A 23,302-nucleotide genomic window follows, 5' to 3' on the forward strand; every position below is an offset into this window, starting at 1 on the left:
CGCGCTGAGACGCTTCTCGATCAACCAGATGACGGTGAAGCAGCTGTCCCTGCCCGAACTGGCCGAAACATGCGGGCAGTTGGGCGTCGGCAACGTCGGCCTGTGGCGCGAGCCGGTCCAGTCGTACGGCCTGGAAGCCACGGCGAAGCTCGTACGGGACGCCGGTCTGACCGTCACCACCCTGTGCCGCGGCGGCTTCCTCACCGCGATCGACGCCGGGGAGCGGGCCCGCGCCCTGGACGACAACCGGCGGGCCGTCGACGAGGCGGCGACGCTCGGCACCGACACGCTGGTCCTCGTCTCGGGCGGCCTCCCGGCCGGCTCCAAGGACCTGCACGGCGCCCGGGAACGCATCGCCGACGCACTGGCCGAGCTGGCCCCGTACGCCGAGCGGCACGGCGTGAAGCTGGCCATCGAGCCGCTGCACCCGATGTTCGCCTCCGACCGGTGCGTGGTCTCCACGCTCGGCCAGGCGCTCGACCTCGCCGAGCGCTTCCCCGCCGAGCAGGTCGGCGTCACCGTCGACACGTACCACATCTGGTGGGACGACCGGGCTCCGGAGCAGATCGCCCGCGCGGGCGCCGCCGGACGCATCCACACCTTCCAGCTCGCCGACTGGACCACCCCGCTGCCCGAGGGCGTCCTCAACGGCCGCGGCCAGATCGGCGACGGCTCGATCGACATGCGCGAGTGGAAGGGCTACGTGGAGGCCGCCGGGTACACCGGCGCCATCGAGGTCGAGCTGTTCAACGACGACCTGTGGGCGCGGGACGGCCGCGAGGTGCTCGCCGAGACGGCGGCGCGGTTCGTGGAGCACGCCGCCTGAGCCGCGGCCGGGGGTCTCGGAGGGTCTCTCCCGGCCGCCGGAAAAATTCTCCACGCGCGCGTGCAACCCTTTCCGCCGGTGGTGGGTCGTACTTGGCATCAGAACCTCCAGGAGGGGGAGATCCGGGGGGATCGGGAGGTTCTGCGGGAGGGGAAAGCTAAGGGGGCCCGGTCATCAGACCGGGCCCTCTCAGCTTGTACGCGGCGGCTGCCGGGTGTGTCAGAAGAACACGCCGCACCTGAGCAGCACGTTCGCGTACGGCCGTGCCTCGCCGGTGCGGACGATCAGGCGGGCGCCGGCCGACAGCTCCTTCAGGCGCTCGTGCGGCACGAGGCCCAGCGCCGGGAAGCGGGCGTCGAGCAGCGCCGCCGCCTCCGGGTTCGCCGCGCGGACCTCCGTCGCCGCCGTCGCGCCCTCCACCACCAGCTCGGCCAGCAGACCGTCCAGCACCTCCGCGAACGACGGCACCCCGGCCCGGAACGCCAGGTCCACCAGGCGCGGCCCGTCCGGCACCGGCATGCCCACGTCGCACACCAGCACGCCGTCCCCGTGCCCGAGAGCGGCCAGCTCCCCGGCCAGCCGGCGGTTGAGTATCCCGGCCCGCTTCACCCGGCCCCGACCTCCGCCGCCGTCGGGAACGACTCCTGCGCGCCCCGCCGCGTCACGGCCGCCGCCCCGACCCGCGCCGCGTACGCCGCGGCGTCGGCCAGGGACTCGCCCGCCCCGAGCCGCCAGGCCAGCGCCGCCGTGAACGCGTCACCGGCGCCCGTCGTGTCGACCGCCTCCACCGGCACCGCCGGCACCCGCGTCGTCCCGCCCGCGTCGGCCACCAGCGCGCCCCGCGCGCCCAGCGTCACCACCACCGAACGCGGGCCCTTCGCCAGCAGCACGCGCGCCCAGTCCTCCGGGGCGTCCCCCACGGCCGCGTCGCCCAGGATCACCTTCGCCTCGTGCTCGTTCACGATGAGCGGGTCGCAGGCCGCCAGCACCTCGGCGGGCAGCGGGCGCGGCGGTGACGGGTTCAGCACGAAACGGCTCTCCGGCGCCAGCGCCCGCACCACCTCCACGACCGTCTCCAGCGGAATCTCCAGCTGCGCCGACACCACCCGCGCGGCGTGGAACAGGCTCCCGGCGGCCCGCACGTCGTCCGGCGTCAGCCGGCCGTTGGCGCCGGGCGAGACGACGATGCTGTTGTCGCCGGACGGGTCGACCGTGATCAGCGCCACGCCGGTCGGCGCACCGCCCACCAGCACGCCCACCGTGTCCACGCCGGCCGCGCGCTGCGAGTCCAGCAGCAGCCTGCCGTGCGCGTCGTCGCCGACCCGGGCCAGCAGGGCCGTACGGGCCCCGAGCCGGGCGGCGGCGACCGCCTGGTTCGCGCCCTTGCCGCCCGGGTGGACGGACAGGTCGGAGCCGAGCACCGTCTCGCCCGCCGCCGGGCGCCGCTCGACGCCGATCACCAGGTCGGCGTTGGCCGACCCCACGACCAAGAGGTCGTAGTCGTACATGAATTGGCTCCCCACGTGAGTGACCCGGGGCGGGCGGCCACAGGGTCGTGACCGCCCGCCCGCCGTCCGGTCGTCAGCCGCCGAACCCGGCCACGTTCTCCTTCGTGACCACCTTCACCGGCACCTTGACCGTCCCGCTGACCTTCTCGTCCTCCGCCGCCCGCAGGGCGTTGGCGACGGCGATCCTGCCGAGCTCCCGCGGCACCTGCGCGACGGACGCGTACAGCGTGCCCGCCTCGACCGCCTTCAGGCCGTCAGGCGTGCCGTCGAAGCCGACGACCTGGACCGACTTCCCGGCCTTCGAACCGAGGGCCTTGATCGCGCCGAGCGCCATCTCGTCGTTCTCCGCGAACACGCCGTCGACGTCCGGGTGGGCCTGGAGCAGGTTCGTCATCACGTCGAGGCCCTTGGTGCGGTCGAAGTCCGCGGGCTGCTTGGCGACGACCTTGATGCCCGGGTACTCCTTCAGGCCCTCGGCGAAGCCCGCGCCGCGCTCCCGGCTGGCGGACGTACCGGCCTGGCCCTGGAGGATGACGATGGTGCCCTTGCCGCCCAGCTTCTCGGCCAGCGCCTTGGCGCCCTGCCGGCCGCCCGCCACGTTGTCGGAGGCGACGAGGGCCGACGTCTCGGCCTTGTTGACGCCCCGGTCGACGGCGACGACGGGGATGCCGGCCTTGTTCGCGGAGCGCACCGAGGGGCCCGCCGCGTCCGAGTCGACCGGGTTGACGACGATCGCGGAGAGGCCGCCGCTGGTGAAGTTCTGCAACTGGTTGGCCTGCTGCGAGGCGTCGTTCTGGGCGTCCGTCACCGTCAGGTCCACGCCCAGCCGCTTCGCCTCGGCCTCGGCTCCGTCGCGGATCTGCACGAAGAACGGGTTGTTGAGCGTCGACAGCGACAGGCCCACCTTCTGCGTCTTCGTCGCCGAGGAGCCGTTGTGCAGGAAGGACATCGCGCCGACGACGGCCACCGCGACCACGGCCGCGATCACGTACGTCGCTGCCTGCTTGCCCCGCCCGCCCGGCGTGCCCGTACCGGCCGCCGCCGGAGCGGCCCCGGCCTTGCGCCGCACCGTGTCCAGCAGCACCGCCAGCGCGATGACCACACCGATGACGACCTGCTGCCAGAACGCCGACACCGAAAGGAGGTTGAGGCCGTTGCGCAGCACCGCGAGGATCAGCGCGCCGATCAGTGTCCCGGACGCCTTGCCGGTGCCGCCCGCCAGCGAGGCACCGCCGATGACGACGGCGGCGATCGCGTCCAGCTCGTAGCCCTGCGCGGCCTGCGGCTGCGCGGACGACAGCCGGGCGGCGAGCACGATGCCCGCGGCGGCGGCGAACAGACCCGACAGGGCGTAGATGGCGAGCTTCTGCTTCTTCACCCGCAGCCCGGACAGCCGGGCCGCCTCCTCGTTGCCGCCGATCGCGTACATGGAACGCCCGATGTACGTCCGGCCCAGCACGAACGCCGTGAGCAGCCCGAGCGCCACCATCACGAGGACCGGCACCGGCAGCCAGCCGCCGAGCACGTCACCGAGGCGCGACACGGAGTCCGGGAACGGGATCGGGGAGCCCTGCGAGATCACCAGCGACAGACCGCGCGCCACGGACAGCATGGCCAGGGTCGCGATGAACGGCGGCAGTTTGCCGTACGACACGAGGAAGCCGTTGACCAGGCCGCAGGCGATGCCCGTGCCGACGGCCAGGACGACCGCGAGGGCGACCGGCACGCCGGCCGAGGTCGCGCTCCACGCCAGGACGGTCGCCGACAGGGCGGCGACGGAGCCGACCGACAGGTCGATGCCCGCCGAGACGATCACGAAGGTGACGCCGAACGCGAGGATCGCCGTCACGGCGGCCTGGACGCCGATGTTGAGCAGGTTGTCCGTCGTCAGGAAGTCGCCGGACAGCGCCGACATGGCGACGACGAGGACGATGAGCGCGGTGAGCGCGCCGTTGTCGAGCAGCAGGCGGCGCAGGCCGCCCGAGGCGCCCCGCGCGCCCGCGGAGCTCTTGAGCGTGTCAGTGGCCACGGGAGGCCTCCTCTTCGGTGGCGTCGGTCTTGTCGACAGTGGTCTTCTCGACGGCGGCCTTCTCGGCCGTGGTCTTCTCGGCCGTGGTCTTCTCGACCGTGGTGGTGGGGGTGCTGACGGCGAGCGCCATCACGGCGTCCTGCGTGGCCTCGCCCGCGGCGAGTTCGCCCGCGATCCGGCCCTGCGCCATCACCAGCACCCGGTCGCTCATGCCGAGCACCTCGGGCAGGTCGCTGGAGATCATCAGGACGGCGGCCCCGGCGGCCGTCAGCTCGTTGACGAGCTGGTAGATCTCGACCTTGGCGCCGACGTCGATGCCGCGCGTCGGCTCGTCGAGGATGAGTACCTTGGTGTCCGCCAGCAGCCATTTGCCGATGACGACCTTCTGCTGGTTGCCGCCGGACAACGTGCGCACGTGCTGGCCGAGCCCGGCCATCCGCACCCCGAGCTGCCCCGCGATCCGCCCGGCCGCCTCGCGCTGACTCTTCAGGTCGACGAGCCCCGCGCGCGTGGCCGAACGCAGCGTCACCAAGCCGAGGTTCTCCTCGACGGACGCGTCCAGCACCAGCCCCTGGCCCTTGCGGTCCTCCGGGACGAGGCCGACGCCGGCCGCCATCGCGGCGTTCACGTCGTGGCGCCGCAGCGGCCGGCCGCCGACCCTGACGGCACCCCGGTCGTAGGGGTCGGCGCCGAACACGGCACGGACGACCTCCGTCCGCCCGGCGCCCACGAGGCCCGCGATGCCGACGACCTCACCGGCGCGCACCTCGAAGCTCACGTCGTGGAACACGCCGTCGCGGGTGAGTCCGTCGACCTTCAGCAGGACCTCACCGGCGGCGGCCCGCTCGCGCGGATACTGCTGCTCGATGGACCGCCCGACCATGAGCCGTACCAGCTCGTCCTCCGAGGCGGTCGCCGGCACCTGTCCGACGCTGCGGCCGTCGCGGATGACGGTGACGCGGTCGCCGAGCGCGGCGATCTCCTCCAGGTGGTGGGTGATGAAGACGACGCCGACGCCGTCCTCGCGCAGCGTGCGCACGATGGCGAACAGCTTCTCCACCTCCTCGGAGGTGAGCACGGCCGTCGGCTCGTCCATGATCAGCACGCGCGCGTTCAGGCTCAGCGCCTTGGCGATCTCGACCATCTGGAGCCGCGCGATGCCGAGTTCACGCACGCGTGCGCGTGGCGACACGTTCACGCCGACCCGCTCCAGCAGGACGGCGGCCGCGGCCTCCATCCGCTTGCGGTCGATCATGCCGAGGCGGCGCGGCTGCCGGCCCAGGAAGATGTTCTCGGCGACGGTCAGATCGGGCACCAGGTTGAACTCCTGGTAGATCGTCGCGATCCCGAGGCGCTCGGAGTCCTGCGCACCACTGATGCGCACCTCCTTGCCGCCTACGAGGATCCGCCCGGCGTCGGGCGTGTACGCGCCGGAGAGCATCTTGATGAGCGTGCTCTTGCCGGCGCCGTTCTCACCGAGCAGCACATGGACCTCGCCCCGGCGCAGCTCGAAGTCGACGCCGTCGAGCGCCACCACGCCGGGAAAGGTCTTGCGGATGCCCTCGATGCGCAGCAACTCGTCAGGGTTGCTCACGACGTACTCCTTCGTACGGGGGACGGGGCCAAGGACGGGGCGGAGGGAGCGGGAGGCCCGCCGGGGGGCTCGCCGCACGAGCGGCGCACGACGAGCCGGGCCGGGAGGGTGACGGACGCGCCGTCCCGTCCCTCCACGCGGTCGACCAGCGCGCGCACGGCGGCGCGGCCCAGCTCGCCCGTCGGCTGGGCGACGGCGGTGACCGGGGGATCGGTGTGCACGAACCACGGGATGTCGTCGAACGCGGCGAGCCCGATGTCCTCGGGCACCCGCATCCCCCGGGCACGGATCGCGTCGAGCGCGCCGAGCGCCATCAGGTTGTCGGTGGCGAAGACGACCTCGGGCGGCTCGGGCAGCGCGAGGAACCCCTCGGTGACGCGCCGCCCGCTCTCGGCCTGGAAGTCGCCCTGCCCGACGTACGCGTCCGGCAAGGGCAGCCCGTACGCGTGCAGCGCCTCCCGGAAGGCGTCCACCCGCTCGCGGCCGGTCGTGGTCGCCGCCGGTCCCGCGATGATCGCGAGGCGGCGGTGTCCGAGCCCGTACAGGTGCGCGACGAGATCCCGCACGGCGGCCCGGCCGTCCGACCGCACCACGGGCACGTCCACGCCGGGGATCCACCGGTCGACGAAGACCATCGGGGTCCCGCCCCGGGCGGCGTCGAGCATCAGCGGCGAACCGCCGTCGGTGGGCGACACGAGCAGCCCGTCGATGCGCCGGTCGAGCAGCGTCCGCACGTGGTGGTCCTGGAGATCGGGCCGCTCGTCGGCGTTGCCGATGATCACGCTGTACCCGAGCGAGCGCGCCTCCTCCTCCACGGACCGGGCGAGGGCCGTGAAGTACGGGTTGAGCACGTCGCTGATGACGAGGCCGAGGGTGCGGGTCTGATCGGTCCGCAGGGAACGGGCGACGGCGTTCGGCCGGTACCCCAGCGCCTCCACGGCGGCCGTCACGCGTCTGCGCGCGTCGTCACTGACCGACGGATGGTCGTTCAGCACCCGCGACACGGTGGCCACGGACAGCCCGGCCGCGGCGGCAACGTCCTTGATGCCCGCCATCGCCGTTCCACCTCCTCGTGGAATCGATTACACGGAGGATTGGAAACGATTACACGGCTGAAAACAACCCCTGAGGTGTCCGCTGAGACCGGATCGTGATGATCCGCTCCGTCGGCTGAGTTACTGGCCGAGCATCACGATGCCAGGACGATGAGGACGATGAGGACGACAAGGGCAACGAGGACGACGAGGGCGGCGGCCACGGCCAGGGCCGCCCGGCGGCGCGGGAAGGCGCGTCGGGGCGGCAGGCCGGACGCCTGTGGATACCCGTAGCCGGGGAGCTGCTGGGGCTGGGGAAGGTAATCACCGGCCCGTGACTCCGCGATGACCGGCTCTTCACGGTCCATCCACTCCCACCGGCCGTCCGCTCCCCGCACCCCACGGTGCAGACCGCCACCGCCGTCCCGGCGCCAGCGCGTCCCGGCGGCGTCGGTGAAGAACAGGGTGATGTCGTGCGTGAGTGGCTCGGTGCGGCCGTCGTTCGGAGGCAGCGAGAAGGAGCGTGTGGTCCCCGGCCCGACGGAGCCGGAGACGCCGGGCACGGCAGCACCGAGGTAGCTCGCCGCCAGGTCCCTGATGGGCTGGTTGCTGGGATTCACGACCAGGAGCTGAGGCGTCACCCACCCGTCGTGCAGCACGGACCGGGAGGCCCGGGCATGAACCTCGATCATGGACGCCTGAACGCGCTGCTCGCGCCGCTCCAACGCCCTCTCCCGCGCCTCGACGCGCCCCTCACGCTCGTCGAGCGCCGCCGCTCGCGCCACTTGATGCCGGTGCGCCATGAAGCTCACGACCAACGCCCCGAGGGCGATGAGCGAGCCGGAGGCGGCGATGAGGGTCTCGATCACGGTGCCACTATGGCGAAGCAGCTCGGCTCAAGTCACTTGACTGCACGGTGACTTCACATCCACTCGACAGATATCGCGTGTGGGTTGTGGCACGGCGTAGCACCCGGTGCCACCGGGCGCTACTCTGGTCGGTATGAGTGCTCAGCCCGAAATCACCCAGCGAGATCTGCGCAACCGGTCCCGCGAGATCATGGACGCCATACAGGGGGGCCAGGCGTTCACCGTCACTCGTGACGGACACCCGATCGGGCAGCTCGTCCCCCTCCGTCGCCGTCGGCGGTTCGTCTCCCGCCGGGAGTTCGCCGCGATGTCCAGGACGGCCCCCGCCATCGATCTCGACGCGTTCCGTGCCGACCAGGAAGCCACGGCCGACACGTACCTGGACGATCCCTATGCGCGCTGACCGTCCGACGTACGAGCAGGGGCTGCTCGACACCAACATCATGATCTTGCGCCGGTGGGTGGACCCCGAGGAACTGCCCGACGAGATGGCGATCACGGCCATCACCCTGGCCGAGCTGTCCGCCGGTCCGCATGAGGTGCGTCGCGACGACGAACAGAGCGATTACGACGAGTACGCCGAGCGCGCCCGCAGGCTCGACGTCCTCCAGCGCGCCGAGAACGAATTCGACCCCATTCCCTTCGACGCCGAGGCAGCCCGTATCTACGGTCGCATCTGTGCCGCGGTGATCAGCGCGGGCCGCAAGCCGCGCCGCCGAGTGGCCGATCTGATGATCGCCGCCATCGCGGTGGCCGAGGACCTCCCGCTCTTCACCACCAACCCCGACGACTTCAAAGGGCTGGACGACCTCCTCACCGTGGTTCCGGTGACTCGCCCGGCGGTGCCCCGCGAAGGGTGATCGGCCGACGGGGCCGGACCTTGCGGAGGGCGGCGGTGCGCCCCGGTGTCATCATCCTCGTGTGATCGAGATCCCCGGATACGAAGGCGGCCCTCTGGTCGACGGCGGCGTCCACCTGGACAACCCGTTGTTCTGGCCCGTGCACCTCGGCGCCTCCTTGCGCGGGGAGGACGCGCAACGGGCGGCCTTCGGCGCCGACTGGGACGCGGCCTCGGAGCTGTACCGCGTGCTGTCCGCCGAGGACGCATGGCCGGTGTTCAGCGTGCCCCTGCGTTCCGGCCACACCATCCACGTCGTCTACCGCAACTTCGAGGGCGAGCACGGGGTCGACTACGTGATGCACCACCCGTCCTGGCCCGAGGCGGAGACCCTCGCCGCCGTCGACGGGCACTTCATGGGGCCCGGACTGGCCTGGCCGGAACTGCTGTCCGCGGCTCGGCAGCCGGGGGCGGGGGACCAGGACACCGCCGTCCGTCTTCTGCTGCTCTTCCCCATGTTCGGCGACGCACAGCTTCCCGACGACGCGGTCGCGGCCCTCACCCCTGCGCTCGCCGCTCTCACCGTGATCGAGGAACCCGCCGAAGTGGCGGGGATGCTCCTGCAGAACCAGGGCCTGTGGACTCCCGCCCACTGGAGGCCGGCAGACGGCGTCTGGGTCAATGACGGCGGGTACTCCTACCGGAACCCCGGCAACACCTTCGCCCTGCCCGAGGAGCGCCTCCGGGACATCAGCAGCGCGCTCAACGGCGGCTGACGCGCGAGGTGAGAGGTGGCCTGACCACAGGCATAGATCCGACAGGCCCGCGAGGCTTCGGCCTTGGTGGGGGAAGGCTCTGAACTCACCCTGACTTTCGTGGTCGGACGGCTCCACTGATGAACCACTGCACGAGTGTTGAAGCGAGATGAACCGCCATCCGTGCTTCGTCCTGACGCTGAGGTCGGAAGTTGGGGCTCCCGGCGTGGCGGGCAACGTGTCCCTTCCACAACAAGCTGATCATCTCGGTCAGCGAGGCGACGTCACCACCGTTCGGCCCCTCGATTGCCAGTTCCCATTTGTCGCCGGCGTGTGTGAGATGCGCAAGAACCTTGCCGAGGGTCTCTCTCGTGCCGTTCGGCAGCACAACCGGGATGGCTGCTGCCTCCACGGCCCGGACCGCCTCGTCGTACGCCTTCGAAGGATCCGGGTGCCGACCGTACACGGCGGTCCAGGAGGCCCGAAGATGCCCTCCCGCGTCCATGGTCATGGTCTGTTCGGCCGTGACGGTTACTGTCGCGTCGACTCGGCGCTGCAGGCGTCGTTGACGCCAGTCGACCCCAAACGCCGAGCCGGCATCCATGAGCATCTCGTCGAGCGCTTCGACCGCTGCCGCGCGACTTCCCTTCGGCCAGCCGAAGGCAGCGATCCAATCGGCGAGGCCGGCCTCCATCTTGCGTTCGGGGCCGCTGACATCAAGTTCCCACCAGAGGCGCTTGTCGAGGTGCAGCGCGACGTCGACGACATCGAGCAGCTTTGAGGGATCGTCGCTGGAAACGGTCTCGACAAGCTGTTCGGGGTGTGGGGCGTCGAGGGCGACGTGCATCCGCAGGGCAACCCTCTCGGTCAGCTCCGGACGGTCGTCAAGATACTTGCTGATCCAAGCTTTCAGCGGGCGGACCAGGTGATCCGGAACTCCGTCGAACAGGGCGTCTTCCCGGGTTGTGACGCGGCGTCGCGACACGGGCTGCCGCGTGGAATTCTCCGCACTCGTCATGATGTCTCCCGCTTGCCGATGCACTGAGAGGGCCGTCGTCGAGACCCGGTTGCTCTTCCTGACGTCCACTGTGGCACTACTGGAATGATCTCCACGCGGCCTTTTCAGGCCGGGGCGTGCGGCGGCCCACATGGCCACTTCTGCGGGACCGTCTCCTCCGGCGGCTCCGGTCAGGCCGCCGCCAGTTCGCACCAGATGAGCTTCCCCCGGTTGCCGTGCCGTGACAGCGGGTGCCAGCCCCACAGGTCGGAGCAGGCTCGCACCAGCGCCAGGCCCCGCCCGTCCTCCGACTCGGGCGCCTCGGCCACCCGCTCCAACGGCACCGGCGGCTCCGGAGGTTCGGGGTCCGCGTCCCACGCCGCGATGCGCAGCGTGCCCGGCGGTGACCACCGCACCCGCAGGGCGGCGGGGCCCTTCGTGTGCCGTACGGCGTTGGAGACCAGCTCCGTCGCGAGCAGCTCGGCCATGTCCACCAGGCCGATGAGGCCGTGCATGGTCAGGATCAGCCGGAGGGTGCGGCGGCTGACGGTGACGGCGCGGACGTCGTTCGGGATGTACAGGGAGTACTCCCAGGGTTCGTTTTCGGGCATGCGGCGGCTCCGGTTCGGTGAGTGAGGAAATGGGGTGCGCGGCCCGCGGTGTCATTGCCGCAGCCGTCATGGCAGGACGGAGCGGTGCGCTTCCGCAGAGTGCTCATCGCGTCACCGACGGTAGGGCTAACCTGTTATCCCGGGCAAGTGGATCGCGTAATCTGTCCCCGAACGGGCCGCACTCGCAGGCATGTTGAGCAAGGAGCAGTTGATGGTCCTGAGGCGCGAACCCACCGCACGTCAGATGCGCCTGGGGACCGAGTTGCGCAGGCTCCGTGAGGCGGCCGGGCTCACCGCACGCGAGGCGGCAGCGCTGCTGGGGGCGGGTCGGGTTCAGATCAGCCACATCGAATCCGGCCTGACCGGTGTGAGCGAGCAGAGACTCCGTCGCCTCGCCTCTCACTACGCCTGTACGGATGCGCAGTTCATCGATGCGCTCGCCGCGCTGGCGACGGACCGAACGCGCGGCTGGTGGGAGGAGTACCGAGGGTCACTGCCGACGTCGTTCCTCGATCTGGCCGAGCTGGAGCATCACGCCAGGTCGCTGCGTGAGGTGGCGATCCTCTATGTGCCCGGCCTGCTCCAGACCGAGGACTACGCTCGCGCGGTCTTCCGTGGCCGCATTCCCGAACTCACTCAGGAAGAGCTGGAGTTGCGTGTGCGCCTCCGGATGCGGCGTCAGCAACTCACGGTTCCGTACACGCTGGTGGTCCACGAGTCCGCTCTGCGTATCAGGGTCGGCGACCGCGCTGTTTCGCGAGACCAGCTCGTCAAGCTCCTGGAGGTGTCCGAGGCGGACCGCGTCACCGTGCGCGTCATCCCCTTCGACCTGGACAACTTCGCAAACGCCGCCAGCGCGATGACGTACGTCAGTGGCCCTGTCCCGAAGCTGGACACAGTGGTGCGAGACGTACCCCACGGGTCGGCCTTCATCGACTCCGAGGCGCAACTCAACGTCTTTCGAACGCGCTTCCGTAAAGTGGAGGACGTGTCGCTGGACGCCGAGCGGTCCCGTGACTTCATCCACCGGCTGGCGAAGGAGCTCTGAGCTGTCCCATGGGCAACTGGCGGAAGTCGTCCTACTCGGGCCCGGACGACGGCAACAACTGCGTGGAGGTAGCCACCACCCCCACCCGCATATCCGTCCGCGACACCAAGGCCCGCGGCCGAGCCACCCTCACCTTCCCCGCCGAATCCTTCTCCGCCTTCCTCGACGCCCTGAAGCGTTCCCCCCGCCCCTGAAACGAGCGCCGCCATGCCCCTCCGCCTCCGTATGCGCCGTGCCCTCCCCGAAGCCATGCGCGCCCGTGACAAGGCCGCGGTGAGCGCCCTGCGCGCCACGCTCGCCGCGCTGGACAACGCGGAGGCGGCCCCCGTGAGCGCGGGCGACCTGCGCGGCCTCGCGATCGAGGAGTCGCCCGTCGGGGCCGGTGCCACCGAGGCGGTGCGGTGCGAGCTGAGCGAGGACGGCGTACGGGACATCGTGCGGGCCGAGGCCGACGAACGGCTCGAAGCGGCCGCGCAGTTGACGGCCCCCGCCCATGCCGACCGGGCCGCCCGCCTCCGCGCCGAGGCCGCCGTACTGCTTCGTCTCCTCGACGGCGACGGCGACGCCGCAACGCCGGCCGAGCGCGCCCCCGCACCCTGACCGGCCGCGGCTGTCACACCCCACCGGTACCGTCGGACCCATGGCACAACCACCGGGAAGCGGCGGCGAGCGCCGCATGGCCGTGCTCGAGGGTGTCCTGGAGCGCATCACGTATGCCAACGAGGAGAACGGCTACACGGTCGCCCGGGTCGACACCGGCCGGGGCGCCGGCGATCTGCTCACCGTCGTCGGCGCGCTGCTCGGCGCGCAGGCGGGGGAGTCGCTGCGCATGGAGGGGCGCTGGGGGTCGCACCCGCAGTACGGGAAGCAGTTCCACGTCGAGAACTACACGACCGTCCTCCCGGCCACCGTCCAGGGCATCCGGCGCTACCTCGGCTCCGGCCTCGTCAAGGGCATCGGACCGGTCTTCGCCGACCGCATCACGCAGCACTTCGGGACCGACACCCTCCGCGTCATCGAGGAGGAGCCGAAGCGCCTGATCGAGGTGCCCGGCCTCGGCCCCAAGCGGACGAAGAAGATCGCCGACGCCTGGGAGGAGCAGAAGGCGATCAAGGAGGTCATGCTCTTCCTCCAGACCGTCGAGGTGTCCACGTCGATCGCGGTCCGGATCTACAAGAAGTACGGCGACGCGTCGATCTCCGTCGTCAAGAACCAGCCCTACCGGCTCGCCTCCGACATCTGGGGCATCGGCTTCCTCACCGCCGACAAGATCGCCCAGTCCGTCGGCATCCCGCACGACAGCCCGGAGCGGGTGAAGGCGGGCCTGCAGTACGCCCTGTCCCAGGCCACCGACCAGGGCAACTGCTACCTCCCCGAGGAGCAGCTGATCAAGGACGCGGTGAAGCTGCTCCAGGTCGACACCGGGCTCGTCATCGAGTGTCTCGCCGAGCTGGCCGCGCCTGCCGAGGACGGCGAGGACCCCGGGGTCGTACGGGAGAAGGTGCCCGCCCCCGACGGCGGCGGCCAGGACGCCGTCACGGCCATCTATCTCGTCCCCTTCCACCGCGCCGAAGTCGCCCTGTCCGCCCAGCTGTTGCGCCTGCTGCGCACCGACGAGGACCGTATGCCCGGCTTCCGTGACGTCGCCTGGGACAAGGCGCTGGCCTGGCTGAAGGGCCGTACGGGCGCCGAGCTCGCGCCCGAGCAGGAGGCGGCCGTGAGGCTCGCGCTCACCGAGAAGGTCGCCGTCCTGACCGGTGGCCCCGGCTGCGGCAAGTCCTTCACCGTGCGCTCGATCGTGGAGTTGGCCCGCGCGAAGCAGGCCAAGGTGCTGCTCGCCGCGCCGACCGGCCGCGCCGCCAAGCGGCTCGCGGAGCTGACCGGCGCCGAGGCGTCCACCGTGCACCGCCTGCTGGAGCTGAAGCCCGGCGGCGACGCGGCGTACGACAAGGACCGTCCGCTGGACGCCGACCTGGTGGTGGTCGACGAGGCGTCCATGCTGGACCTGCTGCTCGCCAACAAGCTGGTCAAGGCCGTACCGCCGGGCGCCCATCTGCTGTTCGTCGGGGACGTGGACCAGTTGCCCAGCGTCGGGGCGGGGGAGGTGCTGCGGGACCTGCTGGCCGACGGCAGCCCGGTGCCGGCGGTGCGCCTCACGCGCGTGTTCCGGCAGGCGCAGCAGTCCGGCGTGGTCACCAACGCGCACCGGATCAACGCGGGGCAGCATCCGGTGACCGACGGCATGAAGGACTTCTTCCTCTTCGTCGAGGACGACACGGAGGAGGCCGGGCGGCTCACGGTGGACGTGGCGGCCCGGCGGATTCCGGCCAAGTTCGGCCTCGACCCGCGCCGCGACGTCCAGGTGCTGGCGCCGATGCACCGGGGCCCGGCGGGCGCGGGCACGCTCAACGGCCTGCTCCAGCAGGCGGTGACCCCCGGCCGCCCCGACCTGCCGGAGAAGCGGTTCGGCGGGCGGGTCTTCCGCGTCGGCGACAAGGTCACCCAGATTCGCAACAATTACGAGAAAGGGAAGAACGGTGTCTTCAACGGCACCGTGGGCGTCGTCACCTCGCTCGATCCGGTCGACCAGCGCCTCACGGTGCTGACGGACGAGGACGAGGAGGTGCCGTACGAATTCGACGAACTGGACGAACTCGCCCACGCCTACGCCGTGACGATCCACCGTTCGCAGGGCAGCGAGTACCCGGCCGTGGTCATCCCGGTCACCACGGGCGCGTGGATGATGCTCCAGCGGAACCTGCTGTACACGGCGGTGACGCGGGCGAAGAGGCTCGTCGTCCTGGTCGGCTCGCGCAAGGCGATCGGACAGGCGGTGCGCACGGTGTCGGCGGGTCGCCGCTGCACGGCTCTGGACCACCGTCTCGCGGGCTCACCGCGCCCTCTCGGCGGCTGAGAGCGAAAAATGATCGATCAAATGAGTCGTAAAGGTCACATGGCACTTCCGGAACCGGGAGACAGGGGGCAGGATGAGCAAGTTGGCGGCACTGAGTGCCGTCAGTAGGCCCGATGGTCGACCCCGAGTGCACTCTCCTGAGCCAAGTGGGGGATGGTAGAGACAGTCAGGGCACCTCGAAGATGAGGCACAACGTCGGTGAGGGAAGACGTGAGCGACAACTCTGTAGTACTGCGGTACGACGGCAACGAGTACACCTACCCGGTGATCGACAGCACCGTCGGCGACAAGGGCTTCGACATCGGCAAGCTCCGCGCCCAGACCGGTCTGGTGACGCTGGACAGCGGCTACGGAAACACCGCCGCCTACAAATCCGGCGTCACGTATCTGGACGGCGAGGCGGGCATCCTCCGCTACCGCGGCTACCCGATCGAGCAGCTGGCCGAGCGCTCCACCTTCCTGGAGGTCGCCTACCTGCTGATCAACGGTGAGCTGCCCACGGTGGACGAGCTCACGGTGTTCAAGAACGACATCACGCAGCACACCCTGCTGCACGAGGACGTCAAGAACTTCTACCGTGGCTTCCCCCGCGACGCCCACCCGATGGCCATGCTGTCGTCCGTGGTCTCGGCGCTGTCGACGTTCTACCAGGACAGCCACAACCCGTTCGACGAGCAGCAGCGCAACCTCTCCACCATCCGCCTGCTGGCGAAGCTGCCGACGATCGCGGCCTACGCGTACAAGAAGTCCGTGGGCCACCCGTTCGTCTACCCGCGCAACGACCTGGGCTACGTCGAGAACTTCCTGCGGATGACCTTCTCGGTCCCGGCGCAGGAGTACGACCTGGACCCGATCGTGGTCTCCGCGCTCGACAAGCTGCTGATCCTGCACGCGGACCACGAGCAGAACTGCTCGACCTCCACGGTCCGCCTGGTCGGCTCCTCGCAGGCGAACATGTTCGCCTCGATCTCCGCCGGCATCAACGCGCTCTGGGGCCCGCTGCACGGCGGCGCCAACCAGTCCGTGCTGGAGATGCTGGAGGGCATCCGCGACTCCGGCGGCGACGTGGACTCCTTCATCCGCAAGGTGAAGAACAAGGAGGACGGCGTCCGCCTGATGGGCTTCGGCCACCGGGTCTACAAGAACTTCGACCCGCGCGCCAAGATCATCAAGGCCGCCGCGCACGACGTGCTGTCCGCTCTCGGCAAGTCCGACGAGCTGCTGGACATCGCGCTGAAGCTGGAGGAGCACGCGCTCTCCGACGACTACTTCGTCTCGCGCAGCCTCTACCCGAACGTGGACTTCTACACCGGCCTGATCTACCGGGCCATGGGCTTCCCGACCGAGATGTTCACGGTCCTGTTCGCCCTCGGCCGGCTGCCGGGCTGGATCGCCCAGTGGCACGAGATGATCAAGGAGCCGGGCTCCCGCATCGGCCGCCCGCGCCAGATCTACACGGGCGTCGTCGAGCGCGACTTCGTTCCCGTCGAGGAGCGCTGAGCCGCAGCGTCTTTCAGGCCCCGTACCCGAGCCCGGGTGCGGGGCCCGCTGTATCCCGGGTGCGGGGCCCGCTGTACGCGGCAGGCCCGGCGGCAGCGGGCCGCGGCGGGGCCGAGGAGGCCGCACACAGCAGAAGGCGCCCCGGCGCCGGTCCCCCCACGGGCCGGCGTCCAGGGCGCCTTCCCATGTCCCGGTGCGGATTCCCCCCACGGGATCCGGCCGGGCGCTTGTGAGAACAGCGCCTGAATCGCTGTTGTGCCTGACGGGTGAACCCGACGGGCACGGGGTGGTGCGGTGGTGCTGGTGCGGTCTGCCGGGACAGCGCACGCCCGGGAGGGCCGCTCAAAGCTTCCCGGCGTACGGTGCCCCGGCAACGCATCTTCCGGAGACAGTCCCCCAAGACAGTCTCCAGATGTCGGGAAGCGCCCCCCAAGACGCTCCCGGCATCGTCAACTTAGACCTTCGAACCCCTTCGATGGTTACGTTCGTGTCACTGTGATCTGCGTCTCTTGCAAATGTCCGTTAAGTGCGCAAGAGCCCTGAAACAGCGACTCGAAACCCAAGCGTAAGGAAGATGCGTGAGCCTTGTGAAGAGCTTATGTGAGCCCGGCCCGGGACTCCAGGGGCCATGGGGCCCTGTCGTCAGGAAAATCGCCGAAGACGCAGGCTGTTCGTCACCACGAAAACCGACGAGAACGCCATCGCCGCGCCCGCGATCATCGGGTTGAGCAGTCCGGCGGCGGCCAGCGGCAGCGCGGCCACGTTGTAGCCGAAGGCCCAGACGAGGTTGCCCTTGATCGTGGCCAGCGTCCGCCGCGACAGCCGTATCGCGTCGGCGGCCACCCTCAGGTCCCCGCGCACCAGCGTCAGATCACCCGCCTCGATCGCGGCGTCGGTCCCGGTGCCCATCGCGAGCCCGAGGTCCGCGGCGGCGAGCGCGGCGGCGTCGTTGACCCCGTCGCCGACCATGGCCACGGTCCGCCCCTCGGCCCGCAACCGCCGTACGACGTCGACCTTGTCCTCGGGCAGCACCTCGGCGATCACCTCGTCGACGCCGACGGCGCGGGCGACGGACTCGGCGACCAGGCGGTTGTCCCCGGTGAGCAGGACCGGCGTGAGCCCGAGGGCGCGCAGCTCGCGCACCGCCTCGGCGCTGGTCTCCTTCACGGCGTCCGCGACGGCCAGCACGCCGTGCGCCGCGCCGTCCCAGCCGACGACGACCGCCGTGCGGCCGTCGCGCTCGGCGGCCGCACGCGCGCGTGCGAGGCTCTCGGGCAGCTCCTCGCCGTACAGGCGGCCGACCGCCACCTCGTGGCCCTCCACGCGCGCGCGTACGCCCCTGCCGGGCACGTTCTCGAAGCCCTCGGCCGGCGGCAGCGGGCCGGTCCGCTCCCGCGCGCCGGTGGCGACGGCCCGGGCGACGGGATGCTCGGAGGCGTCCTCGACGGCGCCCGCGAGCCGCAGCACCTGCTTCTCGTCGGCGCCGTCGGCGACGTACACCTCCTGAAGGGTCATGCGGCCGGTGGTGACCGTGCCCGTCTTGTCCAGGACGACCGTGTCGACGCGGCGCGTGGACTCCAGGACCTCCGGGCCCTTGATGAGGATGCCGAGCTGCGCGCCGCGCCCGGTGCCGACCATGAGCGCGGTCGGCGTGGCGAGGCCCAGCGCGCACGGACAGGCGATGATCAGGACCGCGACGGCCGCGGTGAACGCCGCGACGGTGTCGCCGGTCGCGCCGAGCCAGCCGCCGAAGGTGCCCGCCGCGATCAGCAGCACCACGGGCACGAAGACCGCGGAAATCCGGTCGGCGAGCCGCTGCACCTCCGCCTTGCCGTTCTGCGCGTCCTCCACGAGCTTCGCCATTCGCGCGAGCTGCGTGCCGGAACCGACGCGGGTGGCCTCCACGACCAGCCGCCCGCCGGCGTTGACGGTGGCCCCGGCGACCGTGTCGCCCACGGAGACGTCCACCGGCACCGACTCTCCCGTCAGCATCGAGGCGTCCACGGCGGAGGCGCCCTCGACCACGGTGCCGTCGGTGGCGATCTTCTCGCCGGGTCGTACGACGAACCGGTCGCCGACCGCGAGCCGCCCGACCGGGACGCGGACCTCGGAGCCGCCCCGCAGTACGGCCACATCCTTGGCGCCGAGCTCCATGAGCGCCCTGAGCGCCGCCCCCGCGCGCCGCTTGGAGCGGGCCTCCAGGTAGCGGCCGAGCAGGATGAACGTGGTGACCCCGGCGGCGACCTCCAGGTAGATGGCGGAGGCGCCGTCCGCGCGCGAGACGACCGGGCTGAAGCCGTGGCGCATGCCGGGCATGCCCGCGTCGCCGAGGAACAGCGCCCACAGGGACCAGCCGAACGCCGCCAGCGTGCCCACGCAGACCAGGGTGTCCATGGTGGCCGCGCCGTGCCGGACGTTCGTCCAGGCGGCGCGGTGGAACGGCAGGCCGCCCCAGACGACGACGGGCGCCGCGAGGGTCAGCGAGAGCCACTGCCAGTTGTCGAACTGCAGGGCCGGGACCATCGACAGGGCGACGACGGGGACGGCGAGGGCGGCGCAGACGAGGAGGCGCAGGCGCAGCGCGGCCGTCGCGGGGTCCTCGTCGGGTCCCGTGCCGGGCGTGGCGGGCTCCTCGGGCTCGGGCTCCGGCGGGGGCGGTTCCTCGGCGGTGTACCCGGTCTTCACGACGGTGGCGATCAGGTCGGCGACCTCGACGCCCGCGGGGTAGGCGACCTTGGCCTTCTCCGTCGCGTAGTTCACCGTGGCGGTCACGCCGTCCATGCGGTTGAGCTTCTTCTCGACGCGGGCTGCGCAGGAGGCGCAGGTCATCCCGCCGATGCGCAGCTCGACCTCGGAGAGTCCCGGGGGTGTGCCGGTGCCCGCGCGGGCTGTGGCGGCGCTGCTGCTCGGGGTGCTGGCGGTGGTGCTGGTCATGTCCGGACTCCAGACGACGGACCGGGCCGTGCGGAGCCAGTATGAACCGGTCGGCGCGGCCCGGGCCGGGAGGGTGGTGCCGATGCGCTGCGCGGCTCGCGTCGCCGGGCGGTTCAGGCCTTGCCGGCCAGCTCGTAACCGGCCTCGTCGACGGCGGCGCGGACCGCCTCGTCGTCGAGCGGGGACTCGGAGACGACGGTGACCTCGCCGGAGGCGGCGACGGCCTTCACCGAGTGGACGCCGGGGATCTCGGAGATCTCGGCGGAGACGGAGCCCTCGCAGTGGCCACAGCTCATCCCGGTCACCTTGTAGACGGCGGTGACGGAACCAGGGGTGTCGGTCTGGGCGGTCATGTCGTTACTCCTCGTCGAGGCGTATGGGTCCTATGGGGGCATAGTGGGTCGACGGGGGCCGAAAGCGTCCCTGTGTCGCCCCTACGTCATCCAAGTTATACCCCTAGGGGGTATTCGTCAAAGACTGCTCGCCGGCGTCGACCAGCGGCCGGAGGTACCGCAGCAGGACGTTCTTCAACTCCCGTACGTACGCCTCCCGTTCGGCGCCCTCGTGGCTCAGGACGAGTTCCAGGCCGGCCTTGTAGATGCCGAGGCAGACCTGCGCGGTGCGCGAGACGTCGGCGGCGGGGGCGCCGGGCACGAGCGAGGAGATCAGCGCCTCGATGCGGGACAGCAGGGTCGCGTGGAGCGCGTCGTGCTCCTCGGTGATGCGGCCCGGAATGTCGGGGCCGTGCATCAGCGCGAAGAACACCGGGTGGCGGCAGTTGAAGTCGATGAAGCGGTCGACCGTCGCGCCGACGGCCTCCTCCAGGGGTGTGGCCGGGTCGACCGGGGCGAGTGCCTCGCCGTACGTCTCGCGCATCTGGTGCATGAGCCGCTCGCCCAGCTCGATCGCGATCGCTTCCTTGTTCGGGAAGAACTGGTAGAGCGTGCCCGGTGAGACGCCGGCCTCGCGGGCGATGGCGTTGGTGCTCGCCGCCGTGTACCCGGTCGTGCAGAAGACCGAGGCGGCGGCCTCCAGCAGTTGGGCGATGCGGCGCTCGCCGCGGGCCTGGCGGCGGCGCGGCCTGTTCTCGGCCGACTGCTCCTCGCCGGGTCTCGCCGACTGCTCCTCGCCGGGCCTCTCGGTGGTCCTCTCGCGGTTCTCTGGCACGCGTCATCCCCAGCTCGTCGAACGCGATTGACAAACGCGAGTACTCGCTCGCATTCTAGAGAAACGCGAGCGATCTCTCGTGTTTGCCAGTCTATTGGCAATGGCCGATCCATGCCGCCTGCCTGCGCGAAGGCGTCGGGCACGGTCCGGTTCACGATGGATTCACGGTGAAGGGGACACCGCAGGATGACTGAAGTCAACAAGGCCCGGCCCGTCGGAGGCTGGACCCGATTCGTGACCGCCCGCCCACGCCTGTCGCTGCTCGCGGCCCTCGTGCTCACGGTCCTGGCCGTGCTGGCCGGCGGCGGCGTCGCCGACCGCCTCGGCAGCGGCGGCTGGGAGGACCCGGCCGCCGAGTCGACGTACGCGACCAGGGCGCTGGAGCGCGAGTTCCCCGCTTCCCAGCCCAATCTGCTGCTCCTCGTCGACGCGGGCGCCTCGTCGGTCGACGATCCGGCCGTCGCCGCCGAGGCGAAGAGGCTCGCCGCCCGCCTGGCCGAGGAGCCGGGTGTCACGGGCGTCGGCTCCTACTGGCACACCGGCGCCCCCACCCTGCGCGCCGAGGACGGGCGCGAGGCGCTGATAGCCGCCCGCATCACGGGTGACGAGAGCGCGATGGGCGACACCCTCGACCGCATCGCCCCCGAGTTCCGGGGCACGCACGGCCCGGTGGACGTGAGCATCGGCGGCCCGGTCGCCGTGCGCCACGAGATGCAGAAGATCATCCAGGAGGACCTGACCCGCGCCGAGCTCATCGCCCTGCCGGTCACGCTCGTGCTGCTGGTCATGGTCTTCGGCAGCGCGGTCGCCGCCCTGCTGCCGCTCGGCATCGGCATCGTCGCGATCCTCGGCACCAACGCCCTGCTGCGCGGCCTCACCGAACTCACCGACGTCTCGGTCTTCGCCCTGAACCTGACCACGGCCCTCGGCCTGGGCCTCGCCATCGACTACGCCCTGTTCATCGTCCGCCGCTTCCGCGAGGAACTGTCCGGCGGAGCCGAGCCGCTGACCGCCGTGGGCACCACGCTGCGCACGGCCGGGCGCACGGTGCTGTTCTCCGCGCTCACGGTGGCGGTCTCCCTGGCGGCGATGCTGCTCTTCCCGCAGTACTTCCTGCGCTCCTTCGCCTACGCCGGGATCGCCGTGGTGCTCCTCGCCGCCGCGGCCGCCCTGATCCTCCTCCCGGCCGCGCTGGTCCTGCTCGGCCACCGCGTCAACTCCCTGGACCTGCGCCGCCTGTTCCGCCGCGGCCGGCCGGGGCCCACCGGCTCCGCCGAGGACGGCAGGGCCTGGGCGCGCACGGCGACGCTGGTCATGCGCCGCGCCCCGGTCTTCGCGCTCGGCACCACCGCCGTGCTCGTCCTGCTCGGACTGCCCTTCCTGGGCGTGAAGTTCGGCACCGCCGACGACCGCCAGCTGCCGGCGAGCGCCGAGTCGCGCGTCGTGCAGCAGCACATCCGCGACGGCTTCCCCGGCAACCCCGGCGGCGGCCTCGAAGTCCTCGCCGAGGGCCGCGCCACCGAGGCCCAGTACGCCGCCTACAAGGAGCGGATGGCCGCCCTGCCCGACGTGCGCGGCGTGGAAGGCCCCCTGGTGAAGGGCGACTCGGCGTACTTCACGGTGCTGCCGAAGGGCGAGGCCGTCGACGAACCCGCCCAGAACCTCGTGGGCGAGCTGCGCGCCACCGACGCCCCCTTCGACACCCGGGTGACCGGCACGGCGGCCGTGCTGGTCGACTCCAAGGACGCGATCGGCGAGCGCCTCCCGTGGGCGGCCCTCTTCATCACGGTCGTCACCCTGTTCCTGGTCTTCCTGCTCACCGGCAGCGTGCTCATCCCCCTGCAGGCGGTGCTGCTCAACGCGCTCAGCCTGACGGCGATGTTCGGCGCGGTCGTGTGGGTCTTCCAGGACGGCCACCTCTCCGGCCTGCTCGGCTTCACCAGCGCCGGCTCCATAGAGACGACCCTCCCGGTCCTGATGTTCTGCGTGGCTTTCGGCCTCTCCATGGACTACGGCGTGTTCCTGCTGTCCCGCATCAAGGAGGAGTACGACCACAGCGGCGACCACGAGCAGGCGGTCCGGCACGGTGTGCAGCGCACGGGCGGGCTGATCACCGCGGCCGCGGTCATCCTCGCGGTGGTGATGGTCGCGATAGGCACCTCCCGCGTGACCAACACCAAGATGCTCGGACTGGGCATCGCCCTGGCGGTGCTGATGGACGCGATGATCGTGCGCAGCCTCCTCGTCCCCGCGGTGATGCGCCTGACCGGCCGGGCGACGTGGTGGGCCCCGGCCCCCCTCCGCCGTTTCCACCGACGCTTCGGCCTGAGCGAGGGAGAGCCGCCGGCGCCCACGCCCGGGAAGGCCGGGCAGACCGAGCGGGCCGCGCGGACCGAGGACGTCGCGCAGACCGGGGACGTCGGGCCGGGCGGGCGGACCGAGGGGAGCGCGGAGGGCCGGGACGCCGTGGGGGTGGGCGGCTAGCGCTGCGACCGGAAAGGTTCACCGGCTCGCGACGCCCGGCACGGCACCTCGCGGCGTTGTCGCACCACCCGCGTACGCCCAGGACGCGGGCGGTGCTCCGCCTCGCGACGCACCGCACCGGACGCCGCGAGCGGTTCGGCAAACCTTCCCGGCCGCAGCGCTAGCGGTTCACGGCGCGAGGGATGATCGTTTCC

At 71.2% G+C, this 23,302-nt stretch carries 21 protein-coding genes; 10 read left to right on the plus strand and 11 right to left on the minus strand.

Annotation, left to right across the window (positions count from 1 at the left end; translation table 11 throughout):
• Positions 1-28 precede the first annotated feature (28 nt).
• Entirely contained in the window at positions 29-826 is a 798-nt protein-coding gene (locus ACZ7D7_RS06325) for a sugar phosphate isomerase/epimerase family protein (RefSeq protein WP_470823192.1), read from the plus strand.
• Between the two features lie 219 nt (positions 827-1,045).
• Here the strand turns inward: ACZ7D7_RS06325 and rbsD are convergent, their stop codons facing one another.
• From rbsD to ACZ7D7_RS06355, 6 genes are all read right to left on the minus strand, one after another.
• Positions 1,046-1,435: a D-ribose pyranase gene (gene rbsD, locus ACZ7D7_RS06330; RefSeq protein WP_470822797.1), complete on the minus strand. Its 390-nt coding sequence runs from the start codon at positions 1,433-1,435 to the stop codon at positions 1,046-1,048.
• On the minus strand, positions 1,432-2,334 hold the full coding sequence (locus ACZ7D7_RS06335) for a ribokinase (protein WP_470822798.1): 903 nt from the start codon (positions 2,332-2,334) through the stop codon (positions 1,432-1,434). Before ACZ7D7_RS06335 ends, rbsD begins: the two co-directional genes overlap by 4 nt.
• Positions 2,335-2,407: 73 nt before the next feature.
• A complete protein-coding gene (locus tag ACZ7D7_RS06340) occupies positions 2,408-4,363 on the minus strand; it encodes an ABC transporter permease/substrate-binding protein (RefSeq protein WP_470822799.1) in 1,956 nt (651 codons plus the stop codon).
• Positions 4,353-5,957 (minus strand): sugar ABC transporter ATP-binding protein, encoded by a 1,605-nt coding sequence (locus tag ACZ7D7_RS06345; RefSeq protein WP_470822800.1) that lies wholly within the window; start codon positions 5,955-5,957, stop codon positions 4,353-4,355. The genes ACZ7D7_RS06340 and ACZ7D7_RS06345 overlap by 11 nt, the downstream gene beginning before the upstream one ends.
• A complete protein-coding gene (locus ACZ7D7_RS06350; RefSeq protein WP_470822801.1) occupies positions 5,954-7,012 on the minus strand; it encodes a LacI family DNA-binding transcriptional regulator in 1,059 nt (352 codons plus the stop codon). The genes ACZ7D7_RS06345 and ACZ7D7_RS06350 overlap by 4 nt, the downstream gene beginning before the upstream one ends.
• A gap of 134 nt (positions 7,013-7,146) precedes the next feature.
• Positions 7,147-7,860 carry a hypothetical protein gene (locus ACZ7D7_RS06355; RefSeq protein ID WP_470822802.1) on the minus strand — a complete coding sequence of 238 codons (714 nt, stop codon included), beginning with the start codon at positions 7,858-7,860 and terminating at the stop codon, positions 7,147-7,149.
• Between the two features lie 133 nt (positions 7,861-7,993).
• Here ACZ7D7_RS06355 and ACZ7D7_RS06360 point away from each other — a divergent pair, with 133 nt between their 5' ends.
• The 3 genes from ACZ7D7_RS06360 (at position 7,994) to ACZ7D7_RS06370 (ending at position 9,474) form a co-directional block, all read left to right on the plus strand.
• Positions 7,994-8,263, plus strand: a complete 270-nt coding sequence (locus ACZ7D7_RS06360) for a type II toxin-antitoxin system Phd/YefM family antitoxin (RefSeq protein ID WP_470822803.1) — start codon at positions 7,994-7,996, stop codon at positions 8,261-8,263.
• Complete coding sequence (locus tag ACZ7D7_RS06365) at positions 8,253-8,720, plus strand: PIN domain-containing protein (RefSeq protein ID WP_470822804.1); 468 nt, start codon at positions 8,253-8,255, stop codon at positions 8,718-8,720. The genes ACZ7D7_RS06360 and ACZ7D7_RS06365 overlap by 11 nt, the downstream gene beginning before the upstream one ends.
• Positions 8,721-8,781: 61 nt before the next feature.
• Positions 8,782-9,474 carry a hypothetical protein gene (locus ACZ7D7_RS06370; RefSeq protein ID WP_470822805.1) on the plus strand — a complete coding sequence of 231 codons (693 nt, stop codon included), beginning with the start codon at positions 8,782-8,784 and terminating at the stop codon, positions 9,472-9,474.
• 85 nt (positions 9,475-9,559) lie between these two features.
• Here the strand turns inward: ACZ7D7_RS06370 and ACZ7D7_RS06375 are convergent, their stop codons facing one another.
• Entirely contained in the window at positions 9,560-10,471 is a 912-nt protein-coding gene (locus ACZ7D7_RS06375; protein ID WP_470822806.1) for a hypothetical protein, read from the minus strand.
• Positions 10,472-10,641: 170 nt separating this feature from the next.
• On the minus strand, positions 10,642-11,061 hold the full coding sequence (locus ACZ7D7_RS06380) for an ATP-binding protein (protein ID WP_470822807.1): 420 nt from the start codon (positions 11,059-11,061) through the stop codon (positions 10,642-10,644).
• Positions 11,062-11,272: 211 nt separating this feature from the next.
• On the opposite strand from ACZ7D7_RS06380, the gene ACZ7D7_RS06385 reads away from it, so the two are divergent.
• From ACZ7D7_RS06385 to ACZ7D7_RS06405, 5 genes are all read left to right on the plus strand, one after another.
• Positions 11,273-12,109 (plus strand): helix-turn-helix domain-containing protein, encoded by an 837-nt coding sequence (locus tag ACZ7D7_RS06385; RefSeq protein WP_470823193.1) that lies wholly within the window; start codon positions 11,273-11,275, stop codon positions 12,107-12,109.
• Positions 12,110-12,117: 8 nt separating this feature from the next.
• Positions 12,118-12,303, plus strand: a complete 186-nt coding sequence (locus ACZ7D7_RS06390) for a DUF397 domain-containing protein (RefSeq protein ID WP_470822808.1) — start codon at positions 12,118-12,120, stop codon at positions 12,301-12,303.
• A gap of 55 nt (positions 12,304-12,358) precedes the next feature.
• Positions 12,359-12,709, plus strand: a complete 351-nt coding sequence (locus ACZ7D7_RS06395) for a hypothetical protein (protein ID WP_470823194.1) — start codon at positions 12,359-12,361, stop codon at positions 12,707-12,709.
• A 40-nt stretch (positions 12,710-12,749) separates the two neighbouring features.
• Positions 12,750-15,023, plus strand: coding sequence for an SF1B family DNA helicase RecD2 (gene recD2, locus ACZ7D7_RS06400; RefSeq protein ID WP_470822809.1), 2,274 nt, complete (start codon positions 12,750-12,752; stop codon positions 15,021-15,023).
• 210 nt (positions 15,024-15,233) lie between these two features.
• Entirely contained in the window at positions 15,234-16,523 is a 1,290-nt protein-coding gene (locus ACZ7D7_RS06405; protein ID WP_470822810.1) for a citrate synthase, read from the plus strand.
• Between the two features lie 642 nt (positions 16,524-17,165).
• Here ACZ7D7_RS06405 and ACZ7D7_RS06410 read toward each other — a convergent pair.
• From ACZ7D7_RS06410 to ACZ7D7_RS06420, 3 genes are all read right to left on the minus strand, one after another.
• A complete protein-coding gene (locus tag ACZ7D7_RS06410; protein ID WP_470822811.1) occupies positions 17,166-19,457 on the minus strand; it encodes a heavy metal translocating P-type ATPase in 2,292 nt (763 codons plus the stop codon).
• A 113-nt stretch (positions 19,458-19,570) separates the two neighbouring features.
• Positions 19,571-19,810: a heavy-metal-associated domain-containing protein gene (locus tag ACZ7D7_RS06415; RefSeq protein WP_470822812.1), complete on the minus strand. Its 240-nt coding sequence runs from the start codon at positions 19,808-19,810 to the stop codon at positions 19,571-19,573.
• A 103-nt stretch (positions 19,811-19,913) separates the two neighbouring features.
• Positions 19,914-20,624 carry a TetR/AcrR family transcriptional regulator gene (locus ACZ7D7_RS06420; RefSeq protein WP_470822813.1) on the minus strand — a complete coding sequence of 237 codons (711 nt, stop codon included), beginning with the start codon at positions 20,622-20,624 and terminating at the stop codon, positions 19,914-19,916.
• A 186-nt stretch (positions 20,625-20,810) separates the two neighbouring features.
• On the opposite strand from ACZ7D7_RS06420, the gene ACZ7D7_RS06425 reads away from it, so the two are divergent.
• Positions 20,811-23,108, plus strand: a complete 2,298-nt coding sequence (locus ACZ7D7_RS06425) for an MMPL family transporter (RefSeq protein ID WP_470822814.1) — start codon at positions 20,811-20,813, stop codon at positions 23,106-23,108.
• The last annotated feature ends 194 nt before the right edge of the window (positions 23,109-23,302 follow it).

Source organism: Streptomyces sp. NPDC037054, assembly GCF_055606745.1.

Excerpts from the sequence above, each read along its gene's own strand:
- ACZ7D7_RS06395 (WP_470823194.1), top strand. The coding sequence starts at position 12,359 with ATGCGCGCCCGTGACAAGGCCGCGGTGAGCGCCCTGCGCGCCACGCTC.
- ACZ7D7_RS06390 (WP_470822808.1), top strand. The coding sequence starts at position 12,118 with ATGGGCAACTGGCGGAAGTCGTCCTACTCGGGCCCGGACGACGGCAAC.
- ACZ7D7_RS06375 (WP_470822806.1), bottom strand. The coding sequence starts at position 10,471 with ATGACGAGTGCGGAGAATTCCACGCGGCAGCCCGTGTCGCGACGCCGC.
- ACZ7D7_RS06425 (WP_470822814.1), top strand. The coding sequence starts at position 20,811 with ATGACTGAAGTCAACAAGGCCCGGCCCGTCGGAGGCTGGACCCGATTC.
- ACZ7D7_RS06335 (WP_470822798.1), bottom strand. The coding sequence starts at position 2,334 with ATGTACGACTACGACCTCTTGGTCGTGGGGTCGGCCAACGCCGACCTG.
- ACZ7D7_RS06360 (WP_470822803.1), top strand. The coding sequence starts at position 7,994 with ATGAGTGCTCAGCCCGAAATCACCCAGCGAGATCTGCGCAACCGGTCC.
- ACZ7D7_RS06365 (WP_470822804.1), top strand. The coding sequence starts at position 8,253 with ATGCGCGCTGACCGTCCGACGTACGAGCAGGGGCTGCTCGACACCAAC.
- ACZ7D7_RS06350 (WP_470822801.1), bottom strand. The coding sequence starts at position 7,012 with ATGGCGGGCATCAAGGACGTTGCCGCCGCGGCCGGGCTGTCCGTGGCC.
- ACZ7D7_RS06380 (WP_470822807.1), bottom strand. The coding sequence starts at position 11,061 with ATGCCCGAAAACGAACCCTGGGAGTACTCCCTGTACATCCCGAACGAC.
- ACZ7D7_RS06325 (WP_470823192.1), top strand. The coding sequence starts at position 29 with ATGACGGTGAAGCAGCTGTCCCTGCCCGAACTGGCCGAAACATGCGGG.
- ACZ7D7_RS06410 (WP_470822811.1), bottom strand. The coding sequence starts at position 19,457 with ATGACCAGCACCACCGCCAGCACCCCGAGCAGCAGCGCCGCCACAGCC.
- recD2 (WP_470822809.1), top strand. The coding sequence starts at position 12,750 with ATGGCACAACCACCGGGAAGCGGCGGCGAGCGCCGCATGGCCGTGCTC.
- ACZ7D7_RS06385 (WP_470823193.1), top strand. The coding sequence starts at position 11,273 with ATGGTCCTGAGGCGCGAACCCACCGCACGTCAGATGCGCCTGGGGACC.
- ACZ7D7_RS06415 (WP_470822812.1), bottom strand. The coding sequence starts at position 19,810 with ATGACCGCCCAGACCGACACCCCTGGTTCCGTCACCGCCGTCTACAAG.